The organism is Escherichia sp. E2586 (assembly GCF_005781105.1).
In the GTDB taxonomy this organism is placed as follows: domain Bacteria; phylum Pseudomonadota; class Gammaproteobacteria; order Enterobacterales; family Enterobacteriaceae; genus Escherichia.
Genome location: NZ_VATN01000002.1, coordinates 125,339 through 149,696, shown reverse-complemented (window position 1 = coordinate 149,696; position 24,358 = coordinate 125,339). Strand labels below are relative to the sequence as shown.

The window sequence follows — 24,358 nt, the reverse complement described above, 5'->3', positions numbered from 1 at the left end:
GATTTTAACAGGTGTTCCTATGTTTAATATTTCATTTAACCGCGAAAATATGTTGTCTGGTTTTCAGTGGTTTTTCTTCATTTTTTGTAACACCGTAGTGGTTCCGCCAACGTTGCTTTCGGCATTTCAGCTACCGCAAAGCTGTTTGCTGACACTGACGCAATATGCATTTCTGGCAACCGCATTAGCCTGTATCGCTCAGGCATTTTTCGGTCATCGCCGCGCTATTATGGAAGGGCCTGGAGGTTTATGGTGGGGAACGATCCTCACCATCACGTTGGGTGAATCATCGCGAGGTACACCGCTCAATGATATTGCCAATAGTCTGGTAGCAGGAATTGCGATTTCCGGCGTACTGACTATTTTAATTGGTATTAGTGGGTTAGGTCACCGTCTGGCACGCTTGTTCACCCCAACCGTGATGGTCGTTTTTATGTTGATGCTGGGTGCGCAGCTTACCACTATCTTCTTTAAGGGAATGTTAGGTTTGCCGTTTGGTATTGCCGACCCAAATTTTAAAATTCAGTTTCCAGCGTTTGCTCTGTCGGTAGCGGTAATGTGTCTGGTGCTGGCGATGATTATTTTTCTTCCCCAGCGTTTGGCACGTTATGGGGTATTGGTGGGGACAATACTAGGTTGGCTACTTTGGCGTTTCTGCTTTCCTTCATCGCCAATCATTCATTCTGAACTGCACTGGCAATGGTTTCCCTTGGGGAGCGGAGGCAAGTTATCCCCAGGGATTATTGTGACGGCGGTAATTACCGGTCTGGTTAATATCAGCAATACTTATGGCGCAGTCCGGGGTACTGATATTTTTTACCCACAACAAGGGGCGGGAAACAGACGTTATCGTCGAAGTTTCGTGGTCACAGGGGTGATGACGCTGGTGACGGTGCCGATGGCTATTATTCCCTTTTCGCCGTTCGTTTCGTCTATTGGTTTATTAACGCAAACTGGCGATGCGACACGTCGTTCATTTCTCTACGGTAGTGCGATTTGTTTGTTGGTAGCGATGACTCCGCCACTGACGCGCTTATTCAGCAGTATTCCGCTGCCGGTAACGAGTGCGGTAATGTTAGTGTCTTATTTGCCATTACTCTTTTCTGCGCTACTTTTTAGCCAACAAATTAACTTTACGGCGCGTAATGTTTATCGACTCGCACTACCGTTATTTGTTGGGATCTTTTTAATGGGATTACCGCCTGTCTATTTACAGGATCTGCCATTAACGCTTCGCCCATTATTAAGTAACGGATTGCTGGTTAGTATTTTGTTGGCGGTGTTAATGGATAATCTGATTCCGTGGCATCGGCTGAAATGAGGTGACGGGTGACGAGAATTAGCCACCCGATATGGCTCAACTGAACTTACTCTGCGCCCACATCACGCCGCTGGCATACTCCGGCGGCAGTAATGGGATCAGCGCTTCCAGCGTCGCGGTCAGACGCGATGTGTCGCTGTCGGTCAAATTCAGATGCCCCACTTTACGGCCCGGACGGACTTCTTTGTCGTACCAGTGCAGATGCACCAGCGGCAGTTTCAGCCAGTCATAATTCACATCGCTACCAATCAGGTTGATCATCACCGACGGACTATTCACTACCGGTTGCGGTAACGGCAGATCGGTAATCGCCCGCAGATGCAGCTCAAACTGGCTGATGCTGGCACCGTTTTGCGTCCAGTGACCGCTGTTATGCACACGCGGTGCCAGTTCGTTGATCAACAGACCTTGCGGGGTGACAAAACACTCCATCGCCATCACGCCCACATAGCCCAGCTCCTGCATAATCGCCGACAACATCTCTTCAGCTTGCGCCTGCTGCTGTGCGTTGGCCTGCGGGAAAGCGACGCTGGTGCGCAAAATACCGTCCTGATGCAGGTTATGCGTTAGCGGATAAAACACCGTGCTGCCGTCAAAGCCGCGTGCGCCAACCAGCGACACTTCACCAGAGAAGTTAATGCCCTGCTCGACAATACATTCGCCGTAACACTCTGCCGGTAACTGTTCGGTTTCATCGGCGCGTAAACGCCATTGACCGCGACCGTCATAGCCACCAGTGCGACGCTTAACAATCGCCAGCTCACCTAAACGATCAAACACCGCTGGCCACTCGCTGCGATCGGCAAGTAACTGCCACGGTGCGGTCGGCAGGTGGAGCTTGTCGAAAAGCTGCTTCTGAGTCAGACGGTCGGCAATAATCGGGAACACATCGCGGTTCACAAATGCCGGATGGCGCGCCAGCTCGCGGGTTAATGCGGTTTCCGGCCAGCGTTCGATCTCAGCGGTAATCACACTTTGTTGAAAAGGCACCGCCGCCGGTTCAGCGTCCAGCCCGACCGGCCAGACAGCAATGCCTAACGGTTCGCCAGCCTGGCGCAGCATACGGCCTAACTGCCCGTTACCGAGGACGCAAACCTGTTTCATGCCGCACCTCGAGGGTCCGGGTTTTCCAGCACTTCGTCGGTCTGGGCTTTGCGCCAGTCATTCAGACGCTGGTGCAGTTCTTTATCATGAGTCGCAAGAATTTGTGCTGCCAGTAACGCCGCGTTTGCCGCGCCTGCTTTACCAATCGCCAGCGTACCTACAGGAATGCCGCGCGGCATTTGTACGATGGAGTAGAGGCTATCGACACCGCTCAGTGCGGCGCTCTGTACGGGCACGCCCAGCACTGGCACCAGCGTTTTGGCGGCAATCATGCCCGGCAGGTGTGCAGCGCCGCCTGCGCCCGCAATAATCACCTGATAACCGTTCTCTTCGGCGCTTTCGGCGAAGCTGAACAGTTTATCGGGGGTACGGTGAGCAGAAACCACTTCAACGTGGTGCGGGACATTCAGGATTTCGAAGATTTCGGCGGCGAACTGCATGGTAGCCCAGTCGCTTTTGGACCCCATCACGATGGCGACACGCGCCGGATTATTGCGGGAAGACATGCGTCTTAAAACTCCTGTGGTGCACAACTCTCGGCTTTAGAGGGCACAGAGAATAGCACGGAAAGAGAGCAAGGAAAACGGTTGCGTAGGCGGAATTAACCGTCAGTTGTTGAGTTTTTAGTCTGCTCTGCGTGTTGATTATGCGCTCTGGCTGAACTGGCAAAGAATGCCCATATCAGCACAATGCTCCACGGAAAAAAGCAAATACCAACAATCAATATAAATCTTTCTACAAAGCGTTGGTTGTGAGGGCGGGTGAGTACTAAATAAATGAGCCAGAAATAGACTATCCACGAAATGACCGCCGCAGCTACCAGTGACAATGCGCCAAAATAGAAGCCGACAAGACCGAACCAGCTAATACACAGAGGTGCACCTGCCGTAAGGGCGATGCCAGAAATCAAAAATCCGTTGCAGCGTTGCATAATAATATTCCCTGTTGTTATTTCACTCAGGGATTTATTACCTTGCTGGCTCAGAAAAAGATATACAGGTTGCGTTAGTCCGGCGCTTTTTCAGAATCTATTCATTCGTGTTCAGAAGGGAAAATGAATTAATTCAACGTCATCTGCCGTGACTTTCACCATTGAACCTTTCGTATGCCAGGCACCGAGTACCACGCGAAAAGCCGGTTGCGCATTGGCGATGAGCTCATGCACTGCCGGGCGATGGGTATGCCCGTGAATCAGCCATTGCACCTGATGTTTTTCCATCGCACTGACCACCGCGTTTTGGTTAACGTCCATGATCGCCAGCGATTTACTGCTGTTGGCTTCTTTACTGTTTGCTCGCATTCGCGCGGCAATACGTTTGCGCACAAACAACGGCAGGGCGAGGAATAGCGTTTGCAACCAGGGTTTGTGGACTTTAGCGCGAAAAGCCTGATAACCCACATCGTCAGTGCACAGCGTGTCACCATGCATAATCAATACCCGACGACCATAAAGTTCGAGCACCTTTTCTTCCGGCAATAACCTCATGTCGCTTTCACGGGCAAAGCGTTTGCCGAGCAGAAAATCACGGTTGCCATGAATGAAATAACAGGGAACGCCGGAATCGGATACCGCTTTGATCGCAGCCGCCATCTGGCGATGAAACGGGCTGGGATCGTCGTCGCCAATCCAGGCTTCAAACAGATCGCCAAGGATATACAGCGCGTCGGCCTTGCGTGCTTCTCCCGCTAAAAAACGCAGAAAACCGGCGGTGATCGCCGGTTCTTCCACGCAGAGATGAAGATCTGCAATAAAGAGTGTCGCCACGATTACTCGCTAACGGTCACGCTTTCAATGATAACGTCTTCTTTTGGCACGTCCTGGTGCATACCGCTACGACCGGTAGCGACACCTTTGATTTTGTCGACTACGTCCATGCCTTCAACCACTTCAGCAAACACGCAGTAACCCCAACCTTGCAGGCTCTCGCCGGAGAAGTTCAGGAAGTCGTTATCAACCACGTTGATGAAGAACTGGGCAGTTGCAGAGTGCGGTGCCTGAGTACGGGCCATTGCCAGCGTACCACGGGTGTTTTTCAGACCGTTGTTGGCTTCGTTTTTGATCGGCTCTTTGGTGGCTTTTTGTTTCATGCCCGGCTCAAAACCGCCGCCCTGAATCATAAAACCGTTGATAACACGGTGGAAAATGGTGTTGTTGTAAAAACCTTCGCGGCAGTAGTCCAGGAAGTTTTTAACTGTTTCAGGTGCTTTATCGTCAAAAGTTTTGATGACAATATCGCCGTGATTGGTGTGGAAAGTAACCATTTTTGCATCCTGTTCCGTTTGATTGGTGCTTCAACCCGGTTCGGGTCATATATAGGGTGGTGTTATAGCATAACCGCACGATCGGATCATCTCGCAATGTATGCTGATTCGCGCGGGAAATATGGGTATTATACGCAACTCAATTACCCACACATGTCTAAACGGAATCTTCGATGCTAAAAATCTTCAATACTCTGACACGCCAAAAAGAGGAATTTAAGCCTATTCACGCCGGGGAAGTCGGCATGTACGTGTGTGGAATCACCGTTTACGATCTCTGTCATATCGGTCACGGGCGTACCTTTGTTGCCTTTGACGTGGTTGCGCGTTACCTGCGTTTCCTCGGCTATAAGTTGAAGTATGTGCGTAACATTACCGATATCGACGACAAAATCATCAAGCGCGCCAATGAAAATGGCGAAAGCTTTGTGGCGCTGGTGGATCGCATGATCGCCGAAATGCACAAAGATTTTGATGCTTTGAACATTCTGCGCCCGGATATGGAGCCGCGCGCGACGCACCATATCGCAGAAATTATTGAACTCACTGAACAACTGATCGCCAAAGGTCACGCTTATGTGGCGGACAACGGCGACGTGATGTTCGACGTCCCGACCGATCCGACTTATGGCGTGCTGTCGCGTCAGGATCTCGACCAGCTGCAGGCAGGCGCGCGCGTTGACGTGGTCGACGACAAACGCAACCCGATGGACTTCGTACTGTGGAAGATGTCGAAAGAGGGCGAACCGAGCTGGCCGTCTCCGTGGGGCGCGGGCCGTCCTGGCTGGCACATTGAATGTTCGGCAATGAACTGCAAGCAGCTGGGTAACCACTTTGATATCCACGGCGGCGGTTCTGACCTGATGTTCCCACACCACGAAAACGAAATCGCCCAGTCCACCTGTGCCCATGATGGTCAGTATGTGAACTACTGGATGCACTCCGGGATGGTGATGGTTGACCGCGAGAAGATGTCCAAATCGCTGGGTAACTTCTTTACCGTGCGCGATGTGCTGAAATACTACGACGCGGAAACCGTGCGTTACTTCCTGATGTCGGGCCACTATCGCAGCCAGCTGAATTACAGCGAAGAGAACCTGAAGCAGGCGCGTGCGGCGCTGGAGCGTCTCTACACTGCGCTGCGCGGTACAGACAAAACCGTTGCTCCTGCTGGTGGCGAAGCGTTTGAAGCGCGCTTTATTGAAGCGATGGACGATGATTTCAACACCCCGGAAGCCTATTCCGTGCTGTTTGATATGGCGCGTGAAGTGAACCGTCTGAAAGCAGAAGATATGGCAGCGGCGAACGCAATGGCATCTCACCTGCGTAAACTTTCCGCTGTATTGGGCCTGCTGGAGCAAGAACCGGAAGCGTTCCTGCAAAGCGGTGCGCAGGCAGACGACAGCGAAGTGGCTGAGATTGAAGCGTTAATTCAACAGCGTCTGGATGCCCGTAAAGCGAAAGACTGGGCGGCGGCAGATGCGGCGCGTGACCGTCTGAATGAGATGGGGATCGTGCTGGAAGATGGCCCGCAAGGGACCACCTGGCGTCGTAAGTAATTGCGCTATTGCCGGATGCGAGTTCTCGCATCCGGTTATCGCCTGCGCCACCACAACATTCCCATCAGCACCATCCCCGGCAACCACACCCACATCAATTCAGAAATTATCACCTGATGTCCGTACGGCGTGGTGTAACGAGACAACGCAAACGGCGCGACTTGAATCACCTGCCAGGGAGCGAAAAAGCGTTCATCTGACCACGGCCACAGCCAGCCAACGCCCTTACCGCCAGTGGTTACCGAATCCAGCAAGCTGTGCGATAGCAATGAGACGGTTAAAAACAGCCAGCAGCGAATCAGCCCAGCCCTGAACCATCGACGTCCAATCAGCACACATAACAGCGGGACAACAAACGCAAACACCAGCGAATGGGTAAACCCGCGATGACCAAAAACATTGCCGTAAGCAACGCCAAATTTAAACGACAATACATCGGCATCGGGCAGCATCGCCAGGACGATTCCGGCAAATAACAGACGCGGAGGGATGACTTTCGAACCCAACCCTAAACCAATGCATAGGGGAACGGCTGCGTGGGTAATAACGGTTGGCATGATGATCGCTTCGGCAAAATGTCGACGCTATCAGCCTGTATGAAAGCGACGAAGAGGGCAAAGGTCTGAAAAGAGAATCGGCCTGCGTACAGGCAGGCCGAAGTGGGCTCAGGCAACAACCTGTACGCTGTGACCCGCAAAACTCACAGTCTGACCGGCGACGATTTTGCAACGTTTACGCGTCTCAACTTCGCCGTCGACTTTTACCTGGCCTTCTGCAATCGCGATTTTCGCCTGCGCGCCGCTTTCGCTCCAGCCTTCCAGTTTCAGCAAGTCGCACAGCTCAACGTGCGGATGTTTACCTAAAGAAAATGTCGCCATGTTACTCACCCTGTGGATCATGATATTCAACGCACGCCTGTAGCGTGTTTTCAATCAGCGTGGCAACCGTCATCGGGCCAACGCCGCCGGGGACAGGCGTAATCCAGGAGGCGCGTTTAGCCGCGTCTTCAAACACTACGTCGCCCACAACTTTGCCATTTTCCAGACGGTTGATGCCGACATCAATCACAATTGCGCCTTCTTTGATCCAGTCACCTGGAATAAAGCCCGGCTTACCGACGGCAACGATCAACAGATCGGCATTTTCTACATGATGACGCAGATTTTTAGTGAAGCGGTGAGTCACGGTGGTGGTGCAACCTGCCAGCAGCAGTTCCATGCTCATCGGGCGACCAACGATATTCGATGCGCCAATCACCACGGCGTTGAGGCCGAAAGTATCAATGTTGTAACGCTCAAGCAGCGTGACGATACCGCGCGGAGTGCAGGGACGTAGACGCGGCGCGCGCTGGCACAGACGACCGACGTTGTAAGGATGGAAACCGTCCACGTCTTTGTCCGGGTGAATACGTTCCAGCACTTTGACGTTATCAATACCTGCCGGTAATGGCAGTTGTACCAGAATGCCATCGATGGTGTTGTCGGCATTCAGTACATCGATAAGCTCCAGCAGCTCTGCTTCGCTGGTGGTTTCCGGAAGGTCGTATGAGCGGGAGATGAATCCCACCTCTTCGCAAGCTTTGCGTTTGCTTGCGACATAAATTTGCGATGCAGGGTTGCTACCCACCAGCACAACGGCCAGTCCCGGCGCCCGCAGTCCGGCTGCAATACGCGCCTGAACTTTTTGAGCAACCTCAGAGCGCACCTGCTGCGCAATCGTTTTACCATCTATAATCTTTGCTGCCATCAGAGAGAGGATTCCATCTGTTACGTAGGTCGAAGGGGATGCGCCTATTTTGTCAGAAGCGGGGCGCGCTGTCAGGTTTCGTTTTCTGGACTATCTGTAATCCGCTGTTTTTTTGGCAACAGAGAGTTGCTGGTTTGATAGTTACCCGGCTCATATAAACGCACAATTTTTCGTAACGTAAGAAAATTGTACTCTTTATCAATGAAAACAGGTTTACCTGTCCCAGACTGAGGGCGGATATGTGTTTCCTTGCTCTCATGGTGAGATAAATAGACACCGCCGTACACTTGTTCAGCAACCGGTTCAAAAGCCATTGACTCAGCAAGGGTTGACCGTATAATTCACGCGATTACAGCATCTCGCGGTGTAATGCGCCCTTAGCTCAGTTGGATAGAGCAACGACCTTCTAAGTCGTGGGCCGCAGGTTCGAATCCTGCAGGGCGCGCCATTACAATTCAATCAGTTACGCCTTCTTTATTTCCCCATAATTTCAGAAATGGAACATCTTTGGGACATCATCACCAAAAATGTCGTCAGTTTTCCTCGCGTGCTCCGTCAAATGATTAGGCGCAAGGTGAGCATATCTACGCACTATTTCTATGGATTCCCATCCGCCCATTTCCTGAAGCACTGATGAAGAACGTCAATGAATGCACCAGCAGAAACCAGTGAGTTAAGTTCAAACTGTAGTACAATTCTCTTCGGTATTAACAGGAAAGAATAGGCTATGAACCCTTATATTTATCTTGGTGGTGCAATACTTGCAGAGGTCATTGGTACAACCTTAATGAAGTTTTCAGAGGGGTTTACACGGTTATGGCCCTCTGTTGGTACAATTATTTGTTACTGTGCATCATTCTGGTTATTAGCTCAGACGCTGGCTTATATTCCTACAGGGATTGCTTATGCTATCTGGTCAGGAGTCGGTATCGTCCTGATTAGTTTACTTTCCTGGGGATTTTTCGGCCAACGGTTGGATCTGCCAGCCATTATAGGCATGATGTTGATTTGTGCCGGAGTGTTGGTGATTAACTTATTGTCACGAAGCGCACCACATTAAAAATAGTTTCGTTCGAGTTTAATAAAATGCATCAGCCCGTATGTTTATATGGGCTGCTTTTTTACGCTGCAATAATTCAAGTGATAGTGGACAAAAAGCACAATCAGTCGATGGGTTCACTGTAGGATGCAACTGCCTGAGCAGTGAACCCCCCGCTCAATTCCTGTCTGACCCCATCATTTTTCAGCCAATAATAAGTATTATTTTCTTTATTAAAAGCGTAAATTCTACAAATACCTGCATACTCACTATTTGTGTTCCATCCACTATTAGCTACATTGCCCCATTCCTGGAAAAGTCCTGCGTTAACTTCTCGCTTGATAATATGTCCTGAATTATGATCATTATAATCGTAACTGTCGATATCCTGCGCTTCAGGAAATTCTCCGTTCATGTTTTCAATCCACGGTAAAATATTTTTAACTGATTTATAATTTTCAATGCTGTATTTGAAAAAACGCTTCACGAGAAAAGTATAAGCGCCGGCGGATTTATTCGTTATTTTATCAGTGGCAAAAATAGCAAAAATCTTCCAAACGCACCTTTCATCTACATTCGGAAAAGTCACTGTGCCATCCTGACTAACCGCCAGAGCATTATTGCCTGCATCAGTGCTACAGCTCCATATTACCTTGTCATTATTAACGGGGTCATTATCAATGACCATCTTGAAGGTGGCGCCTGGGAACAGGCTATTAGGAAAATTGTAACCACCCTTCATATCATTTTTAATATCATAGATATGGTTATCAACTAAAACACCTGTAATTTTACTCATCATTGACTCTCTTTGTGTATTAGATAAAAGTATATTTCCGTGTAAAGGAATATACTAATGCAACTGATGAGTAATTGTTCTTATTTAAAGATTATATGGTGGCATGAATATGATTATATAATGCCTCTGAGTAGTGGCTACACCGATTATTTGTGTCCAATTAATATTTACAGGATTCTGACCAGGAAAGTGAAAAGGAAAGGAGCAAGCAAAGTTGCTCCCTTAAATCATTAATACTCAAGAATGCCGTGAGCGACAGGCAAATAGCGCAGGGAGAAATAGAGCGTGTCTTTGCCGCAGGAGGAACGTTTCGCTAACAGCGAAGCAATTTCTGCATCCGGTTTTGGTTTTGCTTCAAAGGTTTTACCTTTACCGGCGACAAACAGTTCATAAACAACGCCGCTGGCGGGGGAGAAAGTTTGGCAATCGGCACTGGCCTGCAGATAACGCTCACGCTGTTCGGCAGTAAGTTTATCGACGCCGCTACCATCCTGAACCCAGACGTGGATGCCAGTAGATTTCACTTGTTCAAGCATTTGCCGATAGCCATCGGGCGACATGTTTCCGGCGAAAAAGCTACTGATATAAACCGGTTTCGCCGAAACATCGCTGATCAGCCGTTGTGAGTTGTTTAACCACTTCAGCAATGGCTGACGGGCGGCTTCGCTGCGCCAGTTCAGGTCGTCAATTTCCGCGCTGATGTACCAGCCATCCGGCGTAACGCCGGGTGCGGCGCTCCATAATCTGGCCTGCTGGAGATCGGCGACCAGCAAGCGATTAAGATAGCTCTCCAGCGCCGCGGACGACTGCTTCTGATGCAGAAAAAATTCCGGATCGGCATGCAAACCAACAATCAGCTTCAGGCCAGCTTGTTGCGCAGCTGCGGCACGCTTAAACAATAATGCCCGCTGTTCTGGCTGGGTGAACGCATCGCCGTAACGGGTCCATTGCAGAATCAGGGTGTCGAATCCTTGCAAATGCAACTGACTCATCAACCCACGCCACTGGGCGTCGGTGACCTGACTATCGCGATTTTGTGGCTGCCAGATAATACCTTTCATCGCAAAGGAAAAAGGACTGACCAACAAAAGTGTCAGCAATACGAAAATTAACTTACGCATTTACCAGTGCACTCCAATGGTGAGAAACGCGTTGTTGCGCTCCCCTGTACGTTGATTAATCGCCTTAAAGGTATGTTGATATTCGACGCCGAGACTGACTTTGTGCGGCCAGGCGTCGTAGTGCGTCTCGCCGGTCCAGATGTTCCAGCGAACGCCGACGCCGCCCACCTGCGCGCCCTGAGTACCTTTATCCCGATAGCCGTTACCTTGTACGTGAGCGTAAGGTTCAATAGTCTGCCCGTTCGCTACCTTCTGGTGCCAGCTAACTCGATAATCTGCCGTCCACGCCTGAATATCCTGACGAAAATATTGCGCCGCATCGAGATACAGGTTTTGCGCAAACCAGCCAGAACCGTTCGGGTGCCACTCATCGCTGTATTTTCCGCCGTTAAAGAACGAGGCGCTGGCACGCAGCATGGTGTCGGAGGCGCCATTTTGCCCGTTTAGTGGGAACTGCTGTTCAACGGCGAGGAAAAAGATCTGATCGCGCAGCGGCTTCCAGCGCAATCCGGTGCCTGACATCGGATTTTTCACCGGCATCATCACTCCGTTTTCTCCGGTATCGGCAAAGACGCGGCTATAAACCGAGAGCAGGTCGCCTTCCAGCAGCATATTGCGCCCGATGCGGTACTCCGCTTCCAGCTGCCCGTAACTGCGATAGCTTTTACCTGGCGCCGAACCGCCGACATTATTGCTTGCCGAGCTTATTGCCCCTGAGCGTAACCCGATAGAGGAATCAAAATTAAAACTCCAGCGGCGACCGGTATCCTCATGCAAACGACGGAAATTAAAGCGTTGTTGATTTTGTTCCGGCGTTAGCGGTGTAATCAGCGCCTGATTATCAATGTCATCAATCACCTGCCGTGCGTAGTGCTGCGTCGCAGGCATATCATCCAGACGTTGATTCACGTAGGCCAGTTGTCGGATCAGTGCCGGATCGTCCGGTAGTCCTTTATGCGCCTGTTCCAGCATCTCCCGCGACTGCGCGATATCACCACTATCCCACAGGGCGTAGCCGAGCGCCGCCTGGGTGTTGCTGTTATTGGGCTCCAGTTCAAGCGCGGCGCGCAGATCGCTCACTGCCGCTGAGACATTATGACGTTGCCGATAAATCGTTGCCCGCGCGACGTAAGCATTGGCAGAAGGCGCAATGTTAATTGAGCGAGTGAGATCGTTCAGTGCGAGTTCTGGCTGAGCTGGGATATAACGTTGCGCATGCAGCCACCAGTATTGGGCATTGTTTCCCAGCCCGCGTTGTTCTGCCTGTTGAAGCCAGCGATCGCGAGCCGCGCCATTTCCCGCCGCCTGAGCGGTATTGGCGGCGGCGAGCAGATCCTCATTGCTCATTTCGTGAAGTCTGATTTTCTCCCAGGCCGCCAGGGCGGTGCTGTAATCTTCCACCTGGTAAGCCTGATAAGCCACGGCGCGATGTTGCCAGGCGTTCGGTTGCCTTTTTTCCGCCTGAAGCCATGCATATAACGCCACGCCGGGAAGTGTTTCCCGATAACACTTCGCCAGGCGGTTCCAGGCGGCAGCATCGTAAGAAGGTGACATATCCCCAAGCAAACTAACGATTGCCGGGCAATTATCCGCAATACCCGGTAACTGGCTTTGCCATTGACGTTGCGCCACCAGCGGCAAGGGTTTCGATAAAATCGCCACTTTTGCAGGCGTCGCCAGGTAAGGATGACTTTCCAGCAGAGAAGCCAGCCGTGTCATTAAAGTCTGGCTGACACGCGCATCGCCCTGAAAGGGATAGCGTTGCAATAATAAATCGGCAGCTTCGCGTGATTGCCCGGCCTGCATCAGTTGCCAGGTGAGTTGATCCAGTCGGGTAAGATTTGCCGGTTCTCGCTGATACAACAATCGTGCCAGACGCAGCGCTTCTGCTTTATTACGGGTCGCCACGCTGATGGTATAACGCTCTTCAAGCATTTCATCGGCGGGGAGGGTAGCGAGCAGTCTTTGCGCCGCGTCGTACTGACCTTCTTTTAACAGCACCGGTAGCGTTGCGCCAACAACATACTGGCGGTTATCGGCAAACTGTACCTGATGATTCGCCAATGCCTGCACGGGATTGGCGCTGTATTTCGATAACAGATAGAGCCAGCTTTTCTCTTGTGCGTCCGTGGTAAACAGCGGCGTGTTTTCAGCGAGATAACGCTGGAGACGTGTTTTTTCGCCACGATAAGCCAGCGCGGTCGCGTAAGTAATGTACGACTGTGGATCGGTGAAGATCCCCACTGATTGCAGAGCAAGGATCCGATCGTCCAGTTCTCCGGCAAGAAGAACGTCAAACCACTGACGGCGCTCTGCCGCGTTTAATGTATTCTGCTGGCGTGCTTCATTGTATAGCGTATCTGCCTGCGACCATTGTTTCAGGTAGATTGCCCGTTGCAGCAGATCGGTTCGCAGCGTTTTTCCTTCCGGCGATGCGGCAAACGTTGCATCGTTCAGTTGCGCTCTGGCGACAGGCAACTGCGCCAGCCGCAGCGCATTCTGCCCGACTTCACTGCGACAACGCAGGGTCGGTGCAGCATCGCACGCTTTTTGCTGGGCGAGCAACTCTTCAACAGTAGTGACGCTTTTCACTTCCACTGGAATTGCCGCCAGATTTCGCTCAAGCCGGGCATCCCCTGGGTGACGTTTCAGTTGATCCTCAAGCAATAATCGCGCGCGGTCATCATGACCAAAATGGCGATAAGCTTCCGCCAGATATAACGTCAGCGGAATATTATCCGGCACCTGCTGTTGTATATATTCAAATTCGCGGATGGCGGTTGCTTCGTCGTTATTTTTCTGTGCCTTCAGCGCCTTATCGAGACGGGGATAAATAACAAAATGGCGATAGTCGCTCAGCCCCAGCTCTTTTGCGCTGGTGCCGATATTGTCTGCGAGTGCGCTGGTACTCAATAAAGACGTCAGCAGTAAACCAGACCATCCGATGACGCGATTAAGGTTATTCTCCTTCATTTTCGGACTCCAGTTGCGCAACCTGTTCTGTGTTTAAACCTGCTTTGAGTAATAATGATTGCATCGAAACTTGTAATTCGCGTTGAATTGACAGTACGCGATCCAACGTTTCCTGGCTGATAACGCCTTCGGTGACCAAAAACTTGCCGAGCGGCAGAGAACTGCGTTCATGGCGCAATAACAACACGTTAATGGCTGAACGATTAATATGACCGAGCGTGGTCAGTATTTCGGCGAACAGGAACTGATGCGGCACATATTGCCGCCAGATTTCACCGGCCTGCTGTTCCGTGAGCCACTGATGCTGAACCGCATTGTACAACATTGCCCGTGGATCGTGGCCGCGCCGACGTGCATACCAGTGACGTAATCCAGTGACAATTTGTCCACGCAGAACAATGACGTAACGTACTTTCCGTCCGACCTTACGCGCCAGCGCTGCCAGAGAAACCGGGTCAATACCGTCTTCACTACCGACAATTAACTCATCATTTTCCAGACGCAGCGGCAGCACCGCATAATGTAGCGCCACGGAGGCCGGCATTTCGGCAATCAGCGAAGAAGGGATCTGCCAGGCATCGATGGATTCCCACGCCACGCCGTTTTGTTCAGCCAGCGCTTGCGCCAGTTGTTCGGCGCTGATCAATCCTTGCATTAGCATCGAACCGCCGAGACGTAAACCTTCGACACGATTACGCAGTGCTGTATCGAGTTGCTCTTCGGTGATGACCTGATTTTCCAGCAGAATTTGACCTAATGGGCGCAACGAACGGGTATCGCCAGTCACGCTGGGGAAATCGTGCGTCGTTTTATCCCACGCCACGCGACGCGGATCGCCGTGCTGAAGAACCTGTTTCAGCGCGCGCCAGTTAGCCATAAAGTTAATCAGGTTGCCCCAGAACAGACGCAGGATGGAAAGCAGGCCCTGTGTCAAACCGTAGTAGCCGGTGACAAAAATCACCCGCTGCACAATGCGGTTAACCATCAAGCCAAAGTTTAGCCACAGCAGGGTCATAAACCATGCACTGCCGCTGAAGATAGAAAGGAAATGCCAGGCATCAGGCCACAAGCTTTCATACGCCAGCAACAGCAAAAGCTGGATCATTACCAGCATCGCGAGGAAGCTGACAAAGTTACTGATTGCCCCTTTGCGGTCGCGCCAGAGAAAGTAGTTCAGCGTCAGGCTGGAGGTCCATTTGTGAGTTTTAAAACCCTGGAAAACAATGCCGATGATCCAGCGAGACTTTTGCCGAACCGCAGTCGAAAAGGTATCGGGGAAATATTCGCGCACGCAGATCATGTTTGATGTCCGCGCGTGCTGTAAAAATTTACGCTGCTCGCGTTCTTTGGCTTCGTCCACCACCGGAAAACGGACAAAAATTTCCGTCATACCTTTCTCTTTCAGGCGGAAACCAATGTCGTAATCTTCAGTAAGACTCTGCACGTCGAAAGCGATACCGTCACCGTCGGCTAACAGCGCGGTCACGGCGCGGCGGCTGAAGCAGGTACCGACGCCTGCGCTAGGCACCTGTCCGGCGAGAGCTTCACGCACCGGAACATCTTTGCCATGCAGTTCTGAAAACTCATCGATATAGGTCATGCTGGTGAAGTGCGTCCATTCGCGTTCGAACGGATACACAGGGATCTGAATCAGATCTTTACGCTCGACCAGATAGTTGAACAGACGCAACTCCATTGGCGAAATCACGTCTTCAGCATCATGCAGGATAAAACCAGCAAAGGCGAAATTGGCGCTACGTTCAAACTGGGTAATGGCATCCAGCACATTGTTCAGACAGTCTGCTTTACTGGTGGGGCCAGGACGCGCGCAGACCACCTTGTGCACGTTCGGGAAGCGAGCGCACACTTCGTCAACATCACGCTGAGTGTCAGGGTCGTTGGGGTAAGTGCCAACAAAGATATGATAGTTTTCGTAGTCGAGCGTGGTCGCTGCCAGCTCGGCCATATTGCCGATGACGCCTGTTTCGTTCCACGCCGGAACCATAATCGCTAATGGTTTTTCATCCGGCTTATACAGTTCGCGGTAACTCATTCGCGGGTAGCGGCGATAAACACTCAACTTGCGCTTAATGCGGCGTACCCAGTAGACGACATCAATGAAAAAATCGTCCAGCCCGCTGATGAACATTATGACCGCTAACGTTATCGCGATTACTTTTAAGCCGTAGAGCCAGGTAGCAAAAACATCAAGAAGCCAGTCCACACAAAAACCTTACATTAACGCTGGTTATGTTTAGGGTGGCGTATATTAAGGTTTTTTATGAATTGTGACAGCTTTTTACCGTTAATAGGTATGACTATTGCGGCACGTTATTTTTACACTGGTTATAAAAGCTGCCGATTGCGTAGAATGTAGACAAAAGCGTGGTGTCAAGGAGGGGAGGTTAACGTCATAGTGAAGAGGAGCGGTGGCACCGATCAGGTCATCATGTAGTGGAAGTGCCTGGAGGAGGTGAGCAGGGGAGATCATTTTCCCCGTGCTGAACAAAAAGACGGCGTTGCTGTGGGTACAGGAAGGTTAACTTCATTTCTCTTTCGACTATTAAAGTTTAATATTCAACCGGGAAATAAAGAACATTAAAATAACAAAGGAAAAAATAATCAAAGAGACATTCCTGAAAAATTCGTGCTCATAAAAAAGATAAAAAACGTACAAAATTGCGCACGCAACTTTCAGGACGTTTTTATGTTTAGAATTTTCTTTATCTTTAAAATTACATAAAAATATAAAGAAATATGAAAGCATGGCTGAAAACATCATTGATAAAGCGCGATATGGCAATCCTGAATTAAAGGTTTCGACTCCTAATAATATTATCGATAGCGTTGCAATTATAATTGCCACTTTTTTACTAGATGTGAAGGTGACGACAAAAAATATCAATGATATAAATAAGAAAGAAAAAAATATATAAATATTCGTTGATATATGTACTTTATGAGGAACAGTAAAATAGGTATAAATGATTGTAATTATGATGGAAATTATTCTGTATAGCATGCATGCTAACAGGCCAATCAGTAGTTTGTTCGCAAATTTATAAGGGGATTCGCTATTGGTAGATTGCATGGTTATTATGCTCTTGAATTGTGTATTTTATTGGAACATTTCCTGGTTGACTAAAACAATGCTTTTAATACATGGGTTGATTTAGAACAAGGAATTCTAATGCTTCTTTTTTAGTCATATTCATAGTGATTAAGATTGTTTGCTGAAAGTTCTAAGGAATAAATGGCTCATATACAGAATTGAATAAAAAGTCTTGTTTCCAGATAACTTTATCATAAAAAAGAGATTTGGCTTGATGCGTATAAAGAATATGAGGATAAATAGTTTCTCCGCCATAAATGATGTTCTTTCCCGTTACACCGGAGAATTCATTGGCTATAATCTGTCGTTTAAGCCAGTGAATGACTTTACATAAGCATATTAATTTATCCTCAGAATCAGCAGTATTAATTTCAGTAAGTTGTAAAATCTTTGCCCCATTATACTCAACTAAATGCCCCGGCTTTATTTCAATCCAACCATAATAACGATCAATGCTACTAAACTTTATTCTTTTATTGTTAGGTTTAATGTTGGGCATAAGATAAATTCGATGTGCTACAGCAGGGATCTTTTCTGTTAAAATATTTAATTGCTTAGAGTATTCATCTTGTAGTGTAAACCAAATTGAATGTAATTGGTATTTTGAGGCTACAATCGCGAGCCAATTAGACAGTTCCTCGTTCGTGCAAAAAACATTTATCCTGGCAGTTGCCATTCGTAATCCTTTTTATATGAGATTGTGTCAATTTCACCGAAACAACTTGATATGAATAAAATAGCTCAAACGAAATGGATGACGTGTTACTAAAAAACCATACTGAAAAGGAAGCCTGAAAAAACGCGATGACGAAACTTCCACTCTCCATGTTTCATCAGAAAAATAACTAAATTCGATATGGTTTTCATATAATCTCATTTCACGTAAGGTTCCGCTACCATAAGGGACCGCAATAGTCATTTGTTCCTGAATATCCTGTTTTATATCTATTAATAGCAGTTCAAGAGATTCTTCATAAGGCACATCCTCAGTCACAAAAAGTAAATAACGACCGTCATCTAATAAAATTGCAGTTTCAAGATAATCTGCAGGAATTGTAATTCCTGTGTTTTCACCATATATACAGAGTTCAGATTTAGAGCCAAAACGAGAGCGATCATCTATTTTTTGAATGAGTGATAGCGATATATAATTAACTTTTTCCATATTCTTATACTCAAGATAACTGAATGAGATTATGAAAATCTTAAATGAGAGAGTCGTTATTTCTGACTGATTTTCTTATCTTACGCATTAATCCAGCCTTAAATGCTTTATATTGCGTCAAAAGATTAATGACGACGTGTCTTATTCATGAAAATATTTCCTCTGCTTTCCTCGACAATTTCCAGTATGAGAGATGATTGCTTGACTACAAATTATTACTTATAATTTCTCCATTTCTTGCCAATTCTAAAAAAACATCGAATGAAATTGCTATTTGTTTTACTTCATCTATATCCAGGTCACCAAAATTTACGGAAGATATTCTGGTATGCTCTGGATTACGATAATCCAGTAAAAAACATATCGGCCCACCATCAGAACCAAAAGCCATGAACTGTTCACCTAGATAATGATTGATTAAATAACCATCATTTAATTCCTTGATTTCTTTTAATGGCCACAAGGAAATGTAAATATTGTAAAATTTACCTGCTCCACCGTTAGACCACAGAAAAAACTCTCTCATATTTTCTGGCAAACGATGCGTGAAATTAGACTCTAACAACATCATATCGTTTTCTGACAAAGAATCATATTTTGTCCAAAATGGTTTTATCTGTTCTATGATTTTTTTCATATTATATTACTCATAATTCGTTAAAAATTAACAGGGTTTTCATCCATACGATTAATATACGATATTTTAATCTCAAGAATATATTTAGCTGGTGAAGTTATCCGGGTAATACATTCATGTTATATATATTATCCAAAGGCAGTTACGCTACCGCCATACCCTGATAAAACTCACCATCTGCACGAAACGGATTTTACGCTTTTTATCCCGGCGAAATATCAAATTCTCAATTCAAATAATATCCATTGCACTATGTGAACAATCACTCCCTCTCCGGCAGCACAATCACAAACCTTGTCCCTCGCGCATCTGACGTTACCGCAACCGTGCCTTTATGCGCCACAACAATTGATTTCACTATCGCCAGGCCAATACCGCTACCTTCACCTTTTCGCTGACGGGAAGGGTCAACGCGATAGAAGCGGTCAAACAATCGTGGTAAGTGCTCGGGCGCAATGGGCGTACCGGGGTTTTCGACGGTAACTTGCACCTGGTGATCGACCGTCTGACAGCGCACTACAATTGTCTCTCCGGTTGGCGTATAACGCAGGGCATTAGAAAGCAGGTTGCTTAACGCCCGACGCAGCATCAGCGGATCGCCCGCAACCTGACATTCGTCGCCAACAAATCGCAACTCCACGCCGCGATCTTCCGCTAACGCCTCGAAAAAATCGAACACTTTGCCGACTTCATCCGCCAGGTTGAGCATTTTCTTTTCGGGGATTAACTGGTTGTTATCGGCCTGGGCGAGAAACAGCATATCGCTGACCATTTTCGCCATTCGGGTCAGCTCTTCGAGATTAGAGTAGAGCACATCTTCCAGCTCCTTCTGGCTGCGCGACTGGCTGAGGGCGATTTCCGTTTGCGTAATGAGATTCGTAATTGGTGTGCGAATTTCGTGGGCGATGTCCGCTGAGAAATTGGACTGGCGGGTAAAGACATCCTCAATACGCTCGATCATATGGTTGAACGACAGTACCAACTGTTCCAGCTCAATCGGCACGGTCTGCGGGTCAAGGCGAACGTCGAGATCTTTCGAGGTGATATTCTGGATTTGACGGCTGACGCTGCGGATCGGCGCGTGACCTTTATGTACCGCCAACAGCACGATAAAGACGATCAGGATGCTGATTACCGATGCGGTCATAATAAGTTTATTCATCAAATCATTTATGTAATGAAGATGAAAATCGATCGAAAGCGCGATGTAGAGCGTATAAATCGGTTTGCCGTCCGCCTGCGGGCCAACCGGCAAGTTAATCATCCGCCAGTTGCTGTGTTCCATATGCCCGTGACCGTGGCCTGGCATCATCATCGTCGGGCCGGAAAGGAGATACACCTCGCCGCCCCGCGCGTCTTTATCGGGTATGGCGTCACGCGTAAACTCGCGGATATCCGGCGCACCGGGGGAGTGATACACCGTTTTACCCTGGCTATCTGCCAGGGAAATCAACACGTTGGAATAACCACTGACGATATCTTCCAGCGTCATTAAGCGTCGGGCTTGCGTCTCGTCAGGGTGATTAAGTACGCGTTCAAGGGTGGCGCTAATCTCTTTTAAATCATTAATATCCTGCTCGGCAAAATGCACTTTTACTGAGTGGATCATGATCCATGCAAAGGCGAAAAACGCCGCGATGGTGGCCAGGCTGATAAAAAAGGTCAGGCGGGTTGCCAGCGAAAACGGGCGCTGAAATGGCTTACTGGCCATCCGGCACCTCAAGCATATAGCCTACGCCGCGCACGGTTTGAATCAGCTTTGGCTCAAAGTCGTTGTCGATTTTGCCGCGCAGCCGCTTCACCGCCACATCAATGGCGTTGGTGTCGCTGTCGAAATTCATGTCCCACACCTGCGAGGCGATAAGCGAGCGGGGCAGCACTTCGCCCTGATGACGAAGGAAAAACTCCAGCAGAGTAAATTCTTTACTGGTCAAAGTGATGCGCGTGCCGCTGCGGGTGACTTTGCGGCTGACGAGATCGACCATCAAATCGGCAACCTGAAACTGACTTTCGATAATCACCGCCGCCCCGCGCCGCAGTAGAGTGCGCACCCGCGCCAGCAGTTCAGCAAAAGCGAACGGCTTCACCAGATAGTCATCCGCTCCCAGCTCCAGCCCTTTGACGCGATGTTCAATGGTGCCAAGCGCGGTAAGCAACAGAATCGGCATCCCTTTATTGGCGGAACGCAACATGCGCACGATATCCCAGCCGTTCACGTCCGGCAGCATAATATCGAGGATTATCAGGTCATAATCACCGGTCATCGCCAGATGGTAGCCATTCAGCCCGTTGTCGGCCAAATCGACCACAAAACCGGCTTCGGTTAACCCTTTGGTCAAGTATTCTCCGGTTTTCTTTTCATCTTCGACAATCAACAGTTTCATATATCCTCCGCATGTTGCCCGGGCAATTCTAGAGTAGCGGGATCAGATGGCAATCGCTTATTGGCAAAATGACAATTTTGTCATTTTCCTGTCACCGGAAAATCAGAGCCTGGCGAGTAAAGTTGGCGGCATAAAATCACCAGAAATTATGCGCCTATGTCTCATTGTAAATTCCTGACACTTTGTGTGGCCCTTGCGCTAAGCGGTTGCTCACTGGCACCGGATTATCAGCGTCCGGCAATGCCCGTGCCGCAGCAGTTCTCACTCAGCCAGAACGGCCTGGTTAACGCAGTGGATAACTACCAGAACGCGGGCTGGCGCACCTTTTTTGTTGATAATCAGGTGAAGACGCTGATTAGCGAGGCGCTGGTGAATAACCGGGATTTGCGCATGGCGACGCTGAAAGTGCAGGAAGCGCGGGCGCAATATCGTCTGACTGATGCCGACCGCTACCCACAGCTCAATGGCGAGGGCAGCGGCAGCTGGAGCGGCAATCTTAAAGGCGATTCCGCCACGACGCGGGAGTTCTCGACTGGCCTTAACGCCAGCTTTGACCTCGATTTTTTCGGTCGCTTAAAGAACATGAGCGAAGCCGAGCGACAAAATTATTTAGCTACTGAGGAAGCTCAGCGCGCGGTGCATATTCTGCTGGTTTCTAATGTCGCGCAAAGCTATTTCAATCAGCAGCTGGCGTATGCGCAATTGCAAATAGCCGAAGAAACGCTGCGTAATTATCAGCAGTCCTATGCGTTTGTCGAAAAACAACTATTAACCGGTAGCAGCAATGTTCTGGCGCTGGAACAGGCTCGCGGGGTGATTGAAAGTACCCGCAGCGACATCGCTAAACGTCAGGGTGAACTGGCGCAGGCGAATAATGCATTGCAACTGTTATTGGGAAGCTACGGCAAGCTGCCGCAAGCGCAGACAGTAAACAGCGACAGCCTGCAAAGCGTTCAATTACCGGCGGGATTGTCGTCGCAAATCTTATTGCAGCGCCCGGATATTATGGAAGCTGAACACACGTTAATGGCGGCCAATGCCAATATTGGTGCTGCGCGTGCGGCATTTTTCCCGTCTATAAGCCTGACCAGCGGAATATCGACCGCCAGTAGCGATCTATCGTCATTATTTAACGCCAGCAGCGGGATGTGGAATTTTATACCCAAAATTGAGATCCCCATTTTTAATGCCGGACGCAACCAGGCCAATCTGGATATCGCCGAAATTCGCCAGCAGCAGTCGGTGGTGAATTATGAACAAAAAATCCAGAACGCCTTTAAAGAAGTGGCAGATGCGCTGGCATTACGTCAAAGCCTGAACGATCAAATTAGCGCCCAGCAGCGTTATCTCGCGTCGCTGCAAATTACTTTGCAACGGGCGCGGGCATTATATCAGCACGGCGCAGTAAGTTATCTGGAAGTGCTGGATGCCGAGCGTTCTTTATTTGCAACCCGACAAACTTTACTCGACCTGAATTATGCCCGTCAGGTTAACGAAATTTCTTTATATACCGCACTTGGTGGCGGTTGGCAGTAGTAATTTTTAACTCCAGGAGAGAATAAATGAAAAAAGCACTGCAAGTCGCAATGTTCAGTCTGTTTACCGTTATTGGCTTTAATGCCCAGGCTAACGAACATCATCATGAAACCATGAGCGAAGCACAACCACAGGTTATTAGCGCCACTGGCGTGGTAAAAGGTATTGATCTGGAAAGCAAAAAAATCACCATCCATCACGATCCGATTGCTGCCGTGAACTGGCCGGAGATGACCATGCGCTTTACTATCACCCCGCAGACGAAAATGAGTGAAATTAAAACCGGCGACAAAGTGGCGTTTAATTTTGTCCAGCAGGGCAACCTTTCTTTATTACAGGATATTAAAGTCAGCCAGTAACCCAGGTTTAATGAGATGAAAAAAATCGCGCTTATTATCGGCAGCATGATCGCGGGCGGTATTATTTCTGCGGCAGGTTTTACCTGGTTTGCCCAAGCTGAACCGCCCGCAGAAAAAACGTCGACCGCAGAACGTAAAGTCTTATTCTGGTACGACCCGATGTATCCCAATACGCGGTTCGATAAACCAGGTAAATCGCCGTTTATGGATATGGATCTGGTGCCGAAATATGCCGATGAAGAGAGTTCTGCGTCTGGTGTGCGCATTGACCCGACCCAGACGCAAAATCTGGGGGTGAAAACGGCTACCGTCACGCGCGGGCCGCTGACTTTTGCCCAGAGTTTTCCGGCGAATGTCAGTTACAACGAGTATCAGTATGCCATTGTGCAGGCTCGCGCCGCCGGGTTTGTCGACAAGGTGTATCCGCTTACCGTGGGCGATAAAGTGCAAAAGGGCACACCGCTTCTCGACCTGACCATTCCCGACTGGGTGGAAGCGCAGAGTGAGTATTTACTGCTGCGCGAAACCGGCGGTACGGCGACCCAGACTGAAGGCATTCTTGAGCGGCTGAGACTGGCGGGAATGCCGGAGGCGGATATTCGCCGCCTGATTACCACGCAAAAAATCCAGACTCGCTTTACGCTCAAAGCGCCCATTGATGGCGTGATCACCGCGTTTGATCTGCGCGCGGGTATGAATATTGCCAAAGATAACGTGGTCGCGAAAATTCAGGGTATGGACCCGGTGTGGGTCACTGCTGCGATCCCGGAATCCATCGCCTGGCTGGTGAAAGATGCCTCGCAGTTTACGCTCACCGTTCCGGCGCGACCCGATAAAACACTCACCATCCGCAAATGGACGCAGCTACCCGGCGTGGATGCCGCGACCCGCACGCTGCAGCTGCGTCTGGAAGTCGACAACGCCGACGAGGCGCTAAAACCGGGCATGAACGCCTGGTTGCAACTCAACACTGCCAGCGAACCGATGCTGCTCATTCCGTCACAGGCGCTGATTGATACCGGCAACGAACAGCGGGTGATTACCGTTGATGCCGACGGACGCTTTGTACCGAAACGCGTTGCCGTTTTCCAGGCATCGCAAGGCGTCACCGCGTTACGCTCTGGTCTGGCAGAAGGTGAAAAGGTGGTTTCCAGCGGCCTGTTCCTGATTGATTCTGAAGCCAATATTTCTGGCGCACTGGAGCGGATGCGCTCTGAAAGTGCTACCCATGCGCATTGAGG

The 24,358-nt window shown here is 49.3% G+C and carries 25 protein-coding genes, 1 tRNA gene and 2 pseudogenes; 8 read left to right on the top strand and 20 right to left on the bottom strand.

The genetic code is table 11. From position 1 onward, the window contains the following. Window positions 1-19: 19 nt before the first annotated feature. Window positions 20-1,321, top strand: coding sequence for a uracil/xanthine transporter (locus FEK50_RS02040; protein WP_130206365.1), 1,302 nt, complete (start codon window positions 20-22; stop codon window positions 1,319-1,321). Window positions 1,322-1,357: 36 nt separating this feature from the next. Here the strand turns inward: FEK50_RS02040 and purK are convergent, their stop codons facing one another. The 5 genes from purK to ppiB form a co-directional block, all read right to left on the bottom strand. After that, a complete protein-coding gene (purK, locus tag FEK50_RS02035) occupies window positions 1,358-2,425 on the bottom strand; it encodes a 5-(carboxyamino)imidazole ribonucleotide synthase (protein WP_000815528.1) in 1,068 nt (355 codons plus the stop codon). After that, entirely contained in the window at window positions 2,422-2,931 is a 510-nt protein-coding gene (gene purE, locus FEK50_RS02030; RefSeq protein ID WP_001295318.1) for a 5-(carboxyamino)imidazole ribonucleotide mutase, read from the bottom strand. The genes purK and purE overlap by 4 nt, the downstream gene beginning before the upstream one ends. Before the next feature lie 95 nt (window positions 2,932-3,026). Beyond that, window positions 3,027-3,356: a hypothetical protein gene (locus tag FEK50_RS02025; protein ID WP_130260270.1), complete on the bottom strand. Its 330-nt coding sequence runs from the start codon at window positions 3,354-3,356 to the stop codon at window positions 3,027-3,029. Between the two features lie 111 nt (window positions 3,357-3,467). After that, window positions 3,468-4,190: a UDP-2,3-diacylglucosamine diphosphatase gene (gene lpxH / locus FEK50_RS02020; RefSeq protein ID WP_131161006.1), complete on the bottom strand. Its 723-nt coding sequence runs from the start codon at window positions 4,188-4,190 to the stop codon at window positions 3,468-3,470. Between the two features lie 2 nt (window positions 4,191-4,192). Beyond that, window positions 4,193-4,687, bottom strand: a complete 495-nt coding sequence (gene ppiB, locus FEK50_RS02015) for a peptidylprolyl isomerase B (RefSeq protein WP_000256002.1) — start codon at window positions 4,685-4,687, stop codon at window positions 4,193-4,195. A gap of 173 nt (window positions 4,688-4,860) precedes the next feature. Here ppiB and cysS point away from each other — a divergent pair, with 173 nt between their 5' ends. Further along, on the top strand, window positions 4,861-6,246 hold the full coding sequence (gene cysS, locus FEK50_RS02010) for a cysteine--tRNA ligase (protein ID WP_000912345.1): 1,386 nt from the start codon (window positions 4,861-4,863) through the stop codon (window positions 6,244-6,246). Window positions 6,247-6,281: 35 nt separating this feature from the next. On the opposite strand, the gene FEK50_RS02005 is transcribed toward cysS, so the two are convergent. The 4 genes from FEK50_RS02005 to FEK50_RS01990 all read right to left on the bottom strand — a co-directional run bounded on the left by FEK50_RS02005 (window position 6,282) and on the right by FEK50_RS01990 (window position 8,306). Beyond that, window positions 6,282-6,803: a metal-dependent hydrolase gene (locus FEK50_RS02005; protein ID WP_131161007.1), complete on the bottom strand. Its 522-nt coding sequence runs from the start codon at window positions 6,801-6,803 to the stop codon at window positions 6,282-6,284. A 108-nt stretch (window positions 6,804-6,911) separates the two neighbouring features. Continuing rightward, on the bottom strand, window positions 6,912-7,124 hold the full coding sequence (gene ybcJ / locus FEK50_RS02000) for a ribosome-associated protein YbcJ (RefSeq protein WP_130206373.1): 213 nt from the start codon (window positions 7,122-7,124) through the stop codon (window positions 6,912-6,914). Between the two features lies 1 nt (window position 7,125). Next, window positions 7,126-7,992, bottom strand: coding sequence for a bifunctional methylenetetrahydrofolate dehydrogenase/methenyltetrahydrofolate cyclohydrolase FolD (gene folD, locus FEK50_RS01995; RefSeq protein WP_130206375.1), 867 nt, complete (start codon window positions 7,990-7,992; stop codon window positions 7,126-7,128). 71 nt (window positions 7,993-8,063) lie between these two features. Further along, entirely contained in the window at window positions 8,064-8,306 is a 243-nt protein-coding gene (locus FEK50_RS01990; RefSeq protein ID WP_130206377.1) for a hypothetical protein, read from the bottom strand. 57 nt (window positions 8,307-8,363) lie between these two features. Between FEK50_RS01990 and FEK50_RS01985 the strand changes: the two genes are divergently transcribed. After that, window positions 8,364-8,440 (top strand) — tRNA-Arg (locus FEK50_RS01985). Window positions 8,441-8,482: 42 nt separating this feature from the next. Here FEK50_RS01985 and FEK50_RS01980 read toward each other — a convergent pair. After that, window positions 8,483-8,626, bottom strand: a pseudogene (locus tag FEK50_RS01980) (integrase); the annotation flags it as partial. A 93-nt stretch (window positions 8,627-8,719) separates the two neighbouring features. Here FEK50_RS01980 and emrE point away from each other — a divergent pair. Further along, window positions 8,720-9,052, top strand: a complete 333-nt coding sequence (emrE, locus tag FEK50_RS01975; RefSeq protein WP_001070440.1) for a multidrug efflux SMR transporter EmrE — start codon at window positions 8,720-8,722, stop codon at window positions 9,050-9,052. Window positions 9,053-9,155: 103 nt separating this feature from the next. Here the strand turns inward: emrE and FEK50_RS01970 are convergent, their stop codons facing one another. From FEK50_RS01970 to nrfB, 4 genes are all read right to left on the bottom strand, one after another. Continuing rightward, window positions 9,156-9,833, bottom strand: coding sequence for a hypothetical protein (locus tag FEK50_RS01970; protein WP_131161008.1), 678 nt, complete (start codon window positions 9,831-9,833; stop codon window positions 9,156-9,158). A 227-nt stretch (window positions 9,834-10,060) separates the two neighbouring features. Further along, a complete protein-coding gene (locus FEK50_RS01965) occupies window positions 10,061-10,951 on the bottom strand; it encodes a DUF4434 family protein (RefSeq protein ID WP_131161009.1) in 891 nt (296 codons plus the stop codon). Beyond that, the gene (gene nfrA, locus FEK50_RS01960; RefSeq protein ID WP_131161010.1) at window positions 10,952-13,924 is read right to left on the bottom strand and encodes a bacteriophage adsorption protein NfrA; all 2,973 of its coding nucleotides are present in this window, start codon (window positions 13,922-13,924) and stop codon (window positions 10,952-10,954) included. Continuing rightward, on the bottom strand, window positions 13,911-16,148 hold the full coding sequence (gene nrfB, locus FEK50_RS01955; RefSeq protein ID WP_130206385.1) for a cyclic di-3',5'-guanylate-activated glycosyltransferase NrfB: 2,238 nt from the start codon (window positions 16,146-16,148) through the stop codon (window positions 13,911-13,913). Before nrfB ends, nfrA begins: the two co-directional genes overlap by 14 nt. 541 nt (window positions 16,149-16,689) lie before the next feature. On the opposite strand from nrfB, the gene FEK50_RS24145 reads away from it, so the two are divergent. Beyond that, a complete protein-coding gene (locus tag FEK50_RS24145) occupies window positions 16,690-16,860 on the top strand; it encodes a hypothetical protein (protein ID WP_165488979.1) in 171 nt (56 codons plus the stop codon). 306 nt (window positions 16,861-17,166) lie between these two features. Here the strand turns inward: FEK50_RS24145 and FEK50_RS24390 are convergent, their stop codons facing one another. The 6 genes and pseudogenes from FEK50_RS24390 to cusR all read right to left on the bottom strand — a co-directional run bounded on the left by FEK50_RS24390 (window position 17,167) and on the right by cusR (window position 21,222). Continuing rightward, on the bottom strand, window positions 17,167-17,712 hold the full coding sequence (locus FEK50_RS24390) for a hypothetical protein (RefSeq protein ID WP_240780238.1): 546 nt from the start codon (window positions 17,710-17,712) through the stop codon (window positions 17,167-17,169). 33 nt (window positions 17,713-17,745) lie between these two features. After that, window positions 17,746-18,201 carry a hypothetical protein gene (locus FEK50_RS24385; protein WP_240780239.1) on the bottom strand — a complete coding sequence of 152 codons (456 nt, stop codon included), beginning with the start codon at window positions 18,199-18,201 and terminating at the stop codon, window positions 17,746-17,748. A 40-nt stretch (window positions 18,202-18,241) separates the two neighbouring features. Further along, window positions 18,242-18,367 (bottom strand): annotated as a pseudogene (locus FEK50_RS24380) (ISAs1 family transposase); the annotation flags it as partial. A 39-nt stretch (window positions 18,368-18,406) separates the two neighbouring features. Then, window positions 18,407-18,838: an SMI1/KNR4 family protein gene (locus tag FEK50_RS01935; protein WP_131161012.1), complete on the bottom strand. Its 432-nt coding sequence runs from the start codon at window positions 18,836-18,838 to the stop codon at window positions 18,407-18,409. 262 nt (window positions 18,839-19,100) lie between these two features. After that, window positions 19,101-20,549 (bottom strand): Cu(+)/Ag(+) sensor histidine kinase CusS, encoded by a 1,449-nt coding sequence (cusS, locus tag FEK50_RS01930; RefSeq protein ID WP_131161013.1) that lies wholly within the window; start codon window positions 20,547-20,549, stop codon window positions 19,101-19,103. After that, window positions 20,539-21,222 carry a copper response regulator transcription factor CusR gene (cusR, locus tag FEK50_RS01925; protein WP_000770953.1) on the bottom strand — a complete coding sequence of 228 codons (684 nt, stop codon included), beginning with the start codon at window positions 21,220-21,222 and terminating at the stop codon, window positions 20,539-20,541. The genes cusS and cusR overlap by 11 nt, the downstream gene beginning before the upstream one ends. A 156-nt stretch (window positions 21,223-21,378) precedes the next feature. Here cusR and cusC point away from each other — a divergent pair, with 156 nt between their 5' ends. From cusC to cusB, 3 genes are read left to right on the top strand one after another with little or no spacing between them, the layout of a single operon-like run. Beyond that, window positions 21,379-22,758: a Cu(+)/Ag(+) efflux RND transporter outer membrane channel CusC gene (gene cusC, locus FEK50_RS01920; RefSeq protein WP_131161014.1), complete on the top strand. Its 1,380-nt coding sequence runs from the start codon at window positions 21,379-21,381 to the stop codon at window positions 22,756-22,758. Between the two features lie 26 nt (window positions 22,759-22,784). Further along, on the top strand, window positions 22,785-23,117 hold the full coding sequence (gene cusF / locus FEK50_RS01915; RefSeq protein WP_000709870.1) for a Cu(+)/Ag(+) efflux RND transporter periplasmic metallochaperone CusF: 333 nt from the start codon (window positions 22,785-22,787) through the stop codon (window positions 23,115-23,117). A gap of 15 nt (window positions 23,118-23,132) precedes the next feature. Continuing rightward, on the top strand, window positions 23,133-24,356 hold the full coding sequence (gene cusB / locus FEK50_RS01910) for a Cu(+)/Ag(+) efflux RND transporter periplasmic adaptor subunit CusB (protein ID WP_131161015.1): 1,224 nt from the start codon (window positions 23,133-23,135) through the stop codon (window positions 24,354-24,356). Window positions 24,357-24,358 lie beyond the last annotated feature (2 nt).